The following is a 10,724-nucleotide window of genomic DNA, read 5'->3' as shown; positions in this document are numbered from 1 at the left end:
CCCCCGGCGCCGAGGGCCGGGACTGGCGCATGCGGGTGCGCGGGGCCCGTCCCCTTTTCGCCCGCCAGGTCCAGGCCGCCTGGGCGGTGGCGGCCGCCGACTGAAACTTCGAGCCGGATCGTCTTGACGCGGCTTCGCGGGGCCCCTACCTGCCGCTCGCGTTAGCACTCTGGTCGGTCGGCTGCCAAAGCGGTCGGCCGGAGGCGCGCAGCGAACTTCTCAAGGGAGATACCACAGATGGCGTTTCGTCCGCTCGGCGACCGCGTGCTCGTGAAGCGCGTAGAAGAGGAATCCAAGACCAAGGGCGGGATCATCATCCCCGACACCGCCAAGGAGAAGCCCCAGGAGGGCGAAGTCGTCGCCGTCGGCCCCGGCGCCCGCGACGACAGCGGCAAGGTCAACGCCCTGGAGCTGAAGGCCGGCGACCGCATCCTGTTCGGCAAGTGGTCGGGCACGGAAGTGAAGATCGACGGCGAAGACCTGATCATCATGAAGGAATCCGACGTCCTGGGCGTGCTGTCCTAAGCACCCGACGCCTGACTTCTTCCTCCACGAAAACATACAGATAGGAGCTGCCGGATGGCCGCCAAGATCGTACAGTTCAACACCGACGCGCGCGACAAGATGCTGCGCGGCGTCAACGTCCTCGCCAATGCGGTGAAGGTCACCCTGGGGCCCAAGGGCCGCAACGTCGTGATCCAGAAGTCCTTCGGCGCCCCGCGCTCGACCAAGGACGGCGTCTCGGTCGCCAAGGAAATCGAGCTGGAAGACGCCTTCGAGAACATGGGCGCCCAGATGATCCGCGAGGTCGCCTCCAAGACCAACGACAAGGCGGGCGACGGCACCACCACCGCCACCGTCCTGGCCCAGGCGATCGTCCAGGAAGGCCTGAAGGCCGTGGCCGCCGGCATGAACCCGATGGACCTGAAGCGCGGCATCGACAAGGCCGTCGGCGTGGTCATCGAAAACGTCAAGTCCTCCTCCAAGAAGGTCAGCGCCAACTCCGAGATCGCCCAGGTCGGGACCATCTCGGCCAACGGCGACGTGGAAGTCGGCGAGATGATCGCCCGCGCCATGGAGAAGGTCGGCAACGAGGGCGTCATCACGGTCGAAGAGGCCAAGACGGCTGAAACCGAACTCGACGTCGTCGAGGGCATGCAGTTCGACCGCGGCTACCTGTCGCCCTACTTCATCACCAACGCCGACAAGATGGAGGCCCAGCTCGAGGAGCCGCTCATCCTGCTGCACGAGAAGAAGCTGACCTCGCTGCAGGCCATGCTGCCGATCCTGGAAGCCGTCGTCCAATCCGGCCGTCCGCTGGTCATCATCGCCGAGGACATCGAGGGCGAGGCCCTGGCCACCCTGGTCGTCAACAAGCTGCGCGGCGGCCTGCGCGTCGCCGCCGTCAAGGCCCCGGGCTTCGGCGACCGCCGCAAGGCCATGCTGGAGGACATCGCCGTCCTGACCGGCGGCCAGGTCATCTCTGAAGACCTGGGCATCAAGCTCGAGAACGTCACCCTGGACATGCTGGGCAAGGCCAAGAAGGTCACCATCACCAAGGACGACACCACCATCGTCGACGGCGTGGGTGAAAAGGCCGCGATCGAGGCCCGCATCGGCCAGATCAAGGCCCAGATCGAAGCCACGACCTCGGACTACGACAAGGAGAAGCTCCAAGAGCGTCTGGCCAAGCTGGCCGGCGGCGTCGCGGTCATCCGCGTCGGCGGCTCGACCGAAGTCGAGGTCAAGGAAAAGAAGGACCGCGTCGACGACGCCCTGAACGCGACCCGCGCGGCCGTGGAAGAAGGCATCGTCCCGGGCGGCGGCATCGCCCTGCTGAAGGCCTCCAAGGCCCTGGAAGGCGTCACCGGCGACAACGCCGACCAGAACGCCGGCGTGGCCATCATCCGCCGCGCCCTGCAGGCTCCGATCCGTCAGATCTCGGAGAACGCGGGCGTCGAGGGCTCGATCGTCGTCGGCAAGGTGCTGGAAAACAAGGACGCTTCGTTCGGCTTCAACGCCCAGACCGAAGAATACGGCGACCTGGTCAAGATGGGCGTCATCGACCCCGCCAAGGTGGTCCGCACGGCCCTGCAGGACGCCGCCTCGGTGGCCGGCATCCTGATCACGACCGAAGCCGCGGTGGCGGATGCGCCGAAGAAGGCCTCGGCCGGCGGCGCCCCGGACATGGGCGGCGGCATGGGCGGCATGGGCGGGATGGACTTCTAGGGTCCACGACGTCTGGTTAGACCGGTTGAAGCGCGGCGTTAGCCGTGCGGAGAGCCGGGACGAAGGGGGCGCTCCGGGAGACCGGGGCGCCTTTCTCGCTAGGCCGCTGGCTTTGTGCTGGCTCGATCAGGCAACGAGTTGAACCGGCGGGCAAAGTTCGCTCGACGCCAGCCGTCGCCCTGCCGCATCTTCAGCGACACGGCGGTAGAATTGAGGAGGGTGGAACGCGCCGTGTTGACGCATCTCCTCAAGTGATATGGGCTGCTTTAGCGCTTGGACGTCTCGGATGATCAGCGCTGCGCCAGACGCCAGGCCAGTGAAATAGCTGTCAAACGCCGCCTTTGAAATCGAGGCTCTTTTGCTATAGCGCTCCCACAATTCGGCGAGCGGAGCTTCGACAACAGTCTCAATCTGGAGGAGTGCAACCACCTCGCCCATAGGTAGGGTCGAATACAGCCACGCACGAGTACCGTCGGCGATCCGTGGGGCGCGGCGGCGAAGTTCGACAGATTTTGCGCCCGACATAATCGACCGGGCGTAAGTGGGCGACACCGACAGCATGATGATGTTTTCAAGCGGCATGCGGGCGTCCGGCTCTGATGATTCTCGATGCGATCTCTGAGTCAATTTCTCGGCTCCGGACAAGGTTCGTTTTGTCGTCGACGCCCAGAGCTTTCATTTGAGAGAACGGCACCGGAGTTTCGAAAGGCATAATGTTGTCGAACCATACGGCAAGAACGGACGTACCTTCCGTAAGCCTTGCTAACGACGGACCTCGAACCACGGCGGCTCGGAGTAACTCTTCGGGAGCTTTGTCCTTACGGATAATCTCGGCTCGGCTTACGCGCGCTGCGGCGATAGCGGCTGAACGCCCCAAGCGCTTTCCAGACTCGTAGAAAATGATTGGGCGACCCCGGACGAGAATTTTGGCGTTGATGGGAGACGAGAAATAGACCCGGCGGGATCGGAGCGCGGCCTCCGGCTTGGGAAACAGAGGGAGTTGAGCTCCCCCCAAAAGATCGTCGGCCCAGACTTTCTGGATCGGCACAATTGCTGCCGAGCGGCCCGGAAGAAAGAATAATGCCGGCGAAAAAACAGATTCAAGATCGAGCAGGCTAAACGTGTTGGTACGACCGTCAGCAATCAACCCGACCATCTGCTCATCGTGCTCAAAAACAGGCACTTGAGCGGGCAACTGGACGTTGACGCAGGTTCTGATTCGCTCCCTCCATTCGTCCCATGTTTCTGCGACAACGGCCGAACCAAGGACCAGCTTCTGCAGTACGAGGGAACCGCTGGAGGCAAGAAAGCCATTTGCAATTGCCGCTCTTCGGATAGTCGGTTGGCCTTCGACTTGGACAAACTCCACGCGGGCAGGCCGTTTGATCGCCGCGCCGCGCACGTGATGTTCAAGAAGATAATCGGCAGCAGTCGAAATTGCGGGATGACGATTGTCGCCCACCACGAGGAGTCGGGCATGTCCCTTTGGACCGGCAGGCGCTTGAGACACGGCTACTGCAAGCAGATGGCCGTTTTCTCTGACGCTGACGGCGCTAAAGCGCCTATCAGTGGCATCGCGCTTCCGGAACGAGACAAGAACTGAATCAGGCACACTATGGCGCGCCAGAAATGAGTCGATTTCAGCGCCTTGAGCCTCCGTACGGAATAGCAGGTCGTGCTCTGCCCGGACTGGTGGTAGCGGCTCTGAGAATGCCGGGAGAAGGGCAGCAAATGCCTCGGTTCCCCAAACACTAAGCCGATACTCTGATCTCAGCCGCGCATCCGCGCGGATGATTGCCTTCTCTGCGGTAATCAACCCGTCAGCACCGACCAAAATCGCTTCGGCCAGGTGACGCAGGTCGGACCGACATTGGGCTGAAAGCACATTATCGCGATGCTGGTTCGGAAATACGATCGGCGCGAGAGAATCAACGAGCGCGGCTACTTGAGAGGTTGGTGGCGCTGCGACGACAGGGAGGAGGCGCGCGAACGCGAGGACGGGGTCAACTTTCCCCTTGGTCGTACGCTGGAGCTCCCTCACAAACTCCGCCGTAACCCCAATCCGGACCTCCCCAGCAAGCGCCGCACGGATGATGTTGGCCGCCGCCTCGCTTGCTTGGCGCTGCCGAAGAACGTCAAAGAACACGTTCACATCAAGTAGGTAGAGAGGCTGGTCCTGTAGCGTGGCTTCAGGACCATCGAGCACAGCAGATTTCGAAGCTCGATAATTGAAGAGAGATGGCGAGGAGAGTTCCTTAGAGCGAACTAGAATCGCTCGACCTCGGCTCCGTCCTCCGGCCCGGGTACGGACGTGTTCAAAGCCATGGCTTTGGTAAACGTGATTAGCTGCCCGAAGATCGCTGGCGACGTTTGCCTTGATAGACAGGTATCCGAGCGCTTCCGCGCTTTGAACCGCTGAGCGCAAGAGCCGCGTAGCTAAGTGCTTGCCCCGAAAGTTTGGAAGCACACACAGTTGGACGACACGAGCGTGGGGGTAGGTTCCACTGACCCAGATGTGTCCTGCATAGCCGGGCCGCCCCTCGTCGTTCAGGAGCAGCGTAATTTCGCCTTTTCGGGCAGCCTGCTCATAGGCCACGCCCGGCATGAATCCCAGTGCCTCTCTCTCAGCGTCAGCGGCTGCCTGTATCGCCGCGATAAACGAAAGAACGGTCTGGGGGTTATGTTCAATCCTAAAGCCCATTGCTCCCCCTGGACTATTGGACCGGTCTCAGGCGCGGCGGTCAACTAGAGCTTGTGCGCTCGACTCGGAGCCCTAATCGGTTCTCCCAAATGCGAGCTGATAAGACTCTCGAGAAGGCCCGCGTGAGCGCCTGTTGACGGTCCTGTCGTCCGATCGTCTCCAACGATTATTCCTCCGCCACTGATGGGGTAGGAATGGAAAAGCTGGCGTATCGGCGTGGCCGAGCGGACGATCTACACGTTTTGGGGCCAGCCGGCTCAGAGGAGCGTGCGGGGGTGCACTCCTCGGGGAGCACGCGCGTCGTGGACTGACCCGTGGTCGGCTCCCACTATAGGCTCAAGCGGCGCGGGTTGGCTCGCCGGTCGGGGATGGCGGGCCATCCCTCGCAATTCCCGTTCGGCATGCCAGGTTGCATGGGAGAGGAGCGAAGCCATGAACGCGTGCGCGCCTGCATCGTCGGCCCCGGCCTGCGGCCCGGCGGATTTCACCAGCTGTCGAACGCTGGACGAGATGGTGACCCTGTTTCTGAAGCAGCGGGAAGATCGGCCGGACGAAGAGCGGCTGTGGTGGGGCGACCGTCGGCTGTCATTCCGCGAAGCCTGCCGGCGGGCGTTCTTCACGCTGGGCGACGCGGACAAGCGGGACTCCCATCAATGGGTGTTCCGCAAGACGGACCTCGATGCGATGGCGGTCGAGTTGGCGCGGAGCGAGTCCGATCTCACCCAAGGCCAGCCGTTTGGCGAACTCTATGCGGCCGTGGAGAGGGCGCTCGGGCTGAGACCCGGCCGAAAGCCGTTGCTGGTCTACGACGTGACGCGGCGGCTTGGGCTCCGGCTGGGGGTGGAGCCCGAGGATGTCTACCTGCACGCCGGCGTGGCCAAGGGCGCCGACGCGCTGAAGCCTGGTCTCGGCGCCCGCAGAGGACGCTCGGCGGACTTCCAACCTCGATCCGGACGCGGCTGACGCCGGGGCAGGCGGAAGATTTCCTGTGCGTCGCGTCCAAGGCGCTGCATCGGGGCCTGTGGGACTAGGGCTGGCCAGGAGCAGAAAGAACGGACGCGCGGGGCGCGTCCGTTGGGGGAGATTGCCACTAGGCCATCGCTTGGTGCAGGCACGCCAGAACAGCTAGCGCGACCACCACGATCAAGCCGAGGCCCCTAGCGGACACTCGCCAGCCGAGGCCTTGTAGATCGAAGGAATGCTTTTCAGGGTCGTTCTGCGACATGTAAGTACGCTCCGGGTTGCGTCTCACAGTCTCCGCATGTGCTCGAAGAACGTTCGCAGCAGGCAGAGATCGCAAGACATTGGTTGTCTTGGTCCGTTCCTGCCGGTCTCCGCCGGGTGTGAACGGCTATCTCGCGGAGTCCCTTACCTTCGGGGCTCCTGTTACCTGCCGCAGTAGTCACGCTCAGACATTCTTATGCGGCTGCGCCAGATGATTTCGAGGCGCGAGCGTTCGTATGGATGATGGGAAGGACCGAGCCGCAAGACAAGACCCGAGGTGACCTTTCTGACGCAGCGAGAGCGAGTGGATGGGTGGCCACCGCCCCGTCCCGCCTCAAGGACGCTCCGCGCGCTCGCGCGGCAGGCCGGGACGGCCTGTCCTTGACCCGGGCCGGGTCGGGCGGGGCGGGGCTGGGCGTGACGGACGCGCGGGGGCGCGTTCGTCGGAGAGGGAAGGGAGCGGAGCGTGGGGTGAGCGCCCCTCCACCCTCCTTCGCCGCGGAGCGGCTTCGGAGGGTCCCCCTCCCCCGGTGGGGGAGGAATGAGCTTCGAGCTCGGAATCGTCGGCGTTGGTCCCGAGACCCGAGACCTGTAGCCCCTGGAACCTAGAACCCAGCCCCTAGTCGTGCCCGTGCCCATGCCCGTGGCTGTCCGCCTCCGTCGCCCCTGCGGCCCAGCCCTCCCCGCCTTCCTCCGCGAACCAGAAGGGCTGGCGGGCGCGCTGGCGCGGGGCGACCTCGTTCATGTGGTCGTCGTACACCCGGCCGTTGGCGATGGTGTAGGCGATGGAGGTGGTGTTGCGGATGTTGTCCAGGGGGTTGGCGTTCAGCACCACCATGTCGGCCAGCTTGCCGGGCTCCAGGGAGCCGATGTCGCGGTCCAGGCCCAGCGAGCGGGCGCCGTTCAGGGTGCCGGCGCGGATCACGTCGATGGGGGCCATGCCGCCCTGGGCCAGGCTCCACAGCTCCCAGTGGGCGCCCAGGCCCTCGCGCTGGCCGTGGGCGCCGATGGAGACGCTGACGCCCTGCTGGTTCAGGCGGTTGGCCTCGCGCGCGATGGCGATGTGGTTCCACTCGCCGTCGGGGGCGATGAAGGGCCGGCGGGCGCGGGCGTCCAGGATGCGGCGCGGCACGTACTGGGTCAGGATCGGATCGTTCCAGACCGGGCTTTCCTGGTACCAGTAGTGCTCGCCCGACGCGCCGCCGTAGGCCACGACCAGGGTGGGGTTATAGGCCACGCCGGTCTGGCGCCACAGCTGGTGGACGTCGTCGTAGAGGCGGGCCAGCGGGATGGAGTGCTCGACCGTGGTGTGGCCGTCCACGATCATGGTCATGTTGTGCTGGAACAGCGAGCCGCCCTCGGGGACGACCATCATGTTCAGCTCGCGGGCGGCCTGGATGATCTGCTGGCGCTGGTCCCGACGCGGCTGGTTGTAGCTCTTCACGCTCCAGGCGCCGGCGGCGGCCATGCGGCGGAGCGTCGAGCGGGCGTTGTCCAGGTCGTCGATCTGGGCGGTGAAGGCCGTCGAGGCGCCGTACAGGATCGTGCCGGTCGAGAAGATGCGCGGGCCGACGACGCGGCCGGCGCGGGCCAGCTCGGAATGGGCGAAGATCTCGCTGGTGTCGTTGGACGGGTCGTGGATGGTGGTCACCCCGAAGGCCAGGGCGGCGTAGTTGACCCAGCTCTGCTCGGGAATGATCTCATCCGAACCCATCGAGCCGTGCCAGTGGGCGTCGACCAGGCCGGGCATGATGGTCTTGCCGCTCATGTCCATCGTGGGGACGCCGGCGGGGACGGGGGTGGAGGCGGCCGGGCCGATGGCCTCGATCCGGTTGCCGTCGATGACGACCACGCCGTTCTCGATGACCTGCTGGCCGTTCATGGTGATCAGCCGGGCGCCGGTCAGGGCGATGCGGCCTTCGGGCTTGTCGGCCGGGACGCTGAAGCCGAGGTCGATCCCGTGCTCGTCGGGCTTGGGCAGGTCCTCGGGCGCGCCGTCGACGAAGGTGAAGGCCTGGTTCAGGTCGCGGGTGAACAGCTCGGGGCCCAGCGACCACTGCAGGCGGCGGCTGTCACCGGACCAGCTGAGCCACTCGCCGGCGTCGCGGGTGACGCGGGCCTGGGGCAGGGACTTGCCGTCGGCGCTGACGGTGATCGGGCGGCCGGCGGCGACGAAGGGGGCGACATAGGCGTTGAAGCGCTCGGTCCAGCCGACCCAGCGGCCGTCGGGCGAGACGGCGAACTCGGCGGCCCATTCCGAGGTCAGGTGGGTGCGGCGCTCGCCGCCGTTCAGGTCGACCGAGACCAGGGTGCGCTTGTCGCCGTCGCGGCCGGTCAGGAACAGGCGTTCACCGTCGGCGCCGAACTGGGGCGCGACGCCGTCGTCGGTGATGTGGACCGGCTCGCCGCCGGCCGCGGGGATGCGGTAGACGCCGGGGTCGCGGCTCCACAGGGCCGAGGTCAGGAAGCCGTCCGAGACGGTGCGGTAGACGATGGTGCGGCCGTCGGGGCTGAAGGTCGGCTCGACGTAGTGGCCGGGCGTGCGGGTGACGACGCGGCCCTCGCCGCCGCCGGCCGGGACCACGCGGATCGTGCCGAAATCCTGGTCGTCCCAGGTGGTGTAGACGATCGAGCGGCCGTCGCGCGACCAGTTGGGATAGAGCTCGAAATGGTCGGACTGGCGGGTCAGGCGGCGCGCCGTTCCCGTCGGCAGGTCGCGGATCCACAGGTTGCCCAGGGCCTCGAAGACGACGCGGCGGCCGTCCGGCGAGGGGCGGGCCCAGCGGATCATCTTCACGTCGAACCGGTCGGGCGCGACCTCGACCGGGAAGCGGACGGCGTCCTGGACCCGGCGGGTGTCGGCCACATGAAAGGGGATGTCGGTGACGGCCCTGGAGGCGACGTCGACGCTCTGGATGCGGCCGTCGGCCCAGAAGACGATGGAGCGGTTGTCCGGCGTCCAGCTGATCGCCGGATAGACGCCGTGGATGGCCCAGGTCTCCTGCAGGTCGCGGTCCAGGCCTGAGAAGACCGGCGTCTCGCGGCCCGAGGCGATGTCCATGACGTAGAGAGTCGACTGGTAGCGGACGCGGCGGATGAAGGCGAGCGAGCGGCCGTCGGGCGAGGGCGTCGGGCGGATCGAGCCGCCCGGGCCGGTGACATAGGGCTCGACCTCGCCGGTTTCGCGGTCCAGCCGGCGGATGACGTAGATCTGGGTGTTGGGATCCTTGGAGTATTCGAAGGTTCCGCCCGGCGTGGCGTCGTCGCTGAAGTAGAGGTAGCGGCCGTCCGGCGAGAAGGCGGGCTCGCCCGTGTCCTTCTGCTGGGTCCGGCGCTCGGTCATCTGGACGCCGCCGCCGCCCGAGCGGTGATACATCCACAGCTCGCCGGCGCCCAGCGAGCGGGACGAGGTGAAATGCTTGCGGGCGACGATGAACTCGCCGTCGGGGGTCCACTCCGGCTGGTTCAGCAGGCGGAAGGTTTCCTTGGACACCTGCGTCGGGTTGGTGCCGTCGGCGTCCATGACCCAGATGTTGTCGCCGCCGGCGCGGTCCGAGGTGAAGGCGATGTGGCGGCCGTCGGGGGACCATTTGGGCTGCATGTCCCAGGCGACCCCGGAGGCGATGGCGCGGGCCTCGCCGCCGGCGGCCGGCATGACGTAGATGTCGCCCAGCAGGTCGAAGACGATGGTGCGGCCGTCGGGGCTGACGTCCAGCGACATCCAGGTGCCGCGTCTCACATCAATGGAAATGTCGCGCGAGGGGCCCTGCGGGTTCTGCACGTCCCACTTGGGCGCCTCGTCGGCGCCTTCGTTCGCGGCGTCGGCCGCAGCCGGGGCAGGCGACACGGCGACCGGAGCGGGCTCCTGCGCCCAGGACGAACCGGCGAACGCCAGGGCGGCGGCCGAGGCCAGCAGAACGCGCTTCATGGATGTATCCCCCGCTACTCGACGCCCCGGACCCTTTGCGGGCCTCCGCGTCCCTTACGGGAACGCAACAGACATCCAAGGCGAGGGGAAGTCCAGACGTGCAAGCGCAATCCGTCCCTTCCCGCCCTGGGATCGTCATTCCCGGGCGGAGCGTAGCGAAAGACCCCGGAACCCGGGGCCGCAATCCCGTCGCTGACCCAATCGACGCCGGATTCAGATTCCTGGGTTCCGGGTTCGTCCTTCGGACGCCCCGGAATGACGGGCTGAGACTGAATGTCGACTGGCCCTAGTCCTCGAGCGGCGGCAGGCCGGCTTCCTTGCGGGCGGCGGCCTCGGCCTTCTTCTCGGCCTTGCGCTCGGCCTTCTCGGCGGCCTTCCTGGCCTCGGCGCGTTCGCGCTCCTGACGTTCGAAGCTGTAGTTGGGCTTTCGGGCCATGGCCGTTTCTCTCGTTGAAGCCGGAAGGTGGGGTGGAACGGCTCCGGCGGCAACGTCAATCGACGGCGATCACCTCGACGGCCTGGCGGCGACCGTCGCCTCGTCGCCGACGCGCTTACCGATCAGGGCGCGGGCCAGGGGGGAGACGTGGCTGACCGAGCCCGCGGCCGGATCGGCCTCGTCCTCGCCGACGATGCGCCAGGTCT

At 66.1% G+C, this 10,724-nt stretch carries 8 protein-coding genes; 3 read left to right on the top strand and 5 right to left on the bottom strand.

Features of this window, described 5'->3' with window-relative positions; genetic code table 11:
• Nucleotides 1-237 precede the first annotated feature (237 nt).
• Both groES and groL read left to right on the top strand, forming a co-directional pair.
• Nucleotides 238-525, top strand: coding sequence for a co-chaperone GroES (groES, locus tag AC2W7C_RS07705; RefSeq protein ID WP_054764370.1), 288 nt, complete (start codon nt 238-240; stop codon nt 523-525).
• A gap of 54 nt (nt 526-579) precedes the next feature.
• The gene (gene groL, locus AC2W7C_RS07700; RefSeq protein WP_486000915.1) at nt 580-2,229 is read left to right on the top strand and encodes a chaperonin GroEL; all 1,650 of its coding nucleotides are present in this window, start codon (nt 580-582) and stop codon (nt 2,227-2,229) included.
• Between the two features lie 126 nt (nt 2,230-2,355).
• Here groL and AC2W7C_RS07695 read toward each other — a convergent pair whose 3' ends face one another.
• Both AC2W7C_RS07695 and AC2W7C_RS07690 read right to left on the bottom strand, forming a co-directional pair.
• Nucleotides 2,356-2,811: an ASCH domain-containing protein gene (locus AC2W7C_RS07695; RefSeq protein ID WP_486000914.1), complete on the bottom strand. Its 456-nt coding sequence runs from the start codon at nt 2,809-2,811 to the stop codon at nt 2,356-2,358.
• Nucleotides 2,801-4,834, bottom strand: a complete 2,034-nt coding sequence (locus tag AC2W7C_RS07690; RefSeq protein WP_486000913.1) for a GNAT family N-acetyltransferase — start codon at nt 4,832-4,834, stop codon at nt 2,801-2,803. Before AC2W7C_RS07690 ends, AC2W7C_RS07695 begins: the two co-directional genes overlap by 11 nt.
• 528 nt (nt 4,835-5,362) lie before the next feature.
• Here AC2W7C_RS07690 and AC2W7C_RS07685 point away from each other — a divergent pair.
• The gene (locus tag AC2W7C_RS07685; protein ID WP_486000912.1) at nt 5,363-5,893 is read left to right on the top strand and encodes a hypothetical protein; all 531 of its coding nucleotides are present in this window, start codon (nt 5,363-5,365) and stop codon (nt 5,891-5,893) included.
• An 880-nt stretch (nt 5,894-6,773) separates the two neighbouring features.
• On the opposite strand, the gene AC2W7C_RS07680 is transcribed toward AC2W7C_RS07685, so the two are convergent.
• From AC2W7C_RS07680 to AC2W7C_RS07670, 3 genes are all read right to left on the bottom strand, one after another.
• Nucleotides 6,774-10,082 (bottom strand): amidohydrolase family protein, encoded by a 3,309-nt coding sequence (locus AC2W7C_RS07680; RefSeq protein WP_486000911.1) that lies wholly within the window; start codon nt 10,080-10,082, stop codon nt 6,774-6,776.
• Nucleotides 10,083-10,368: 286 nt separating this feature from the next.
• A complete protein-coding gene (locus AC2W7C_RS07675; RefSeq protein WP_486000910.1) occupies nt 10,369-10,518 on the bottom strand; it encodes a hypothetical protein in 150 nt (49 codons plus the stop codon).
• A 69-nt stretch (nt 10,519-10,587) separates the two neighbouring features.
• Nucleotides 10,588-10,713, bottom strand: coding sequence for a GreA/GreB family elongation factor (locus AC2W7C_RS07670; RefSeq protein WP_486000916.1), 126 nt, complete (start codon nt 10,711-10,713; stop codon nt 10,588-10,590).
• Nucleotides 10,714-10,724: the final 11 nt, after the last annotated feature.

This window comes from Brevundimonas sp. CURTG3B2_SDJG, from assembly GCF_057364705.1.
This window is presented reverse-complemented; position numbering and strand designations above follow the sequence as displayed.

Bases quoted from the DNA above. Each gene is read 5' to 3' on its own strand.
- AC2W7C_RS07695 (WP_486000914.1), bottom strand. From the start codon at position 2,811: ATGCCGCTTGAAAACATCATCATGCTGTCGGTGTCGCCCACTTACGCC.
- AC2W7C_RS07685 (WP_486000912.1), top strand. From the start codon at position 5,363: ATGAACGCGTGCGCGCCTGCATCGTCGGCCCCGGCCTGCGGCCCGGCG.
- AC2W7C_RS07675 (WP_486000910.1), bottom strand. From the start codon at position 10,518: ATGGCCCGAAAGCCCAACTACAGCTTCGAACGTCAGGAGCGCGAACGC.
- groL (WP_486000915.1), top strand. From the start codon at position 580: ATGGCCGCCAAGATCGTACAGTTCAACACCGACGCGCGCGACAAGATG.
- AC2W7C_RS07690 (WP_486000913.1), bottom strand. From the start codon at position 4,834: ATGCCGGGCGTGGCCTATGAGCAGGCTGCCCGAAAAGGCGAAATTACG.
- groES (WP_054764370.1), top strand. From the start codon at position 238: ATGGCGTTTCGTCCGCTCGGCGACCGCGTGCTCGTGAAGCGCGTAGAA.
- AC2W7C_RS07680 (WP_486000911.1), bottom strand. From the start codon at position 10,082: ATGAAGCGCGTTCTGCTGGCCTCGGCCGCCGCCCTGGCGTTCGCCGGT.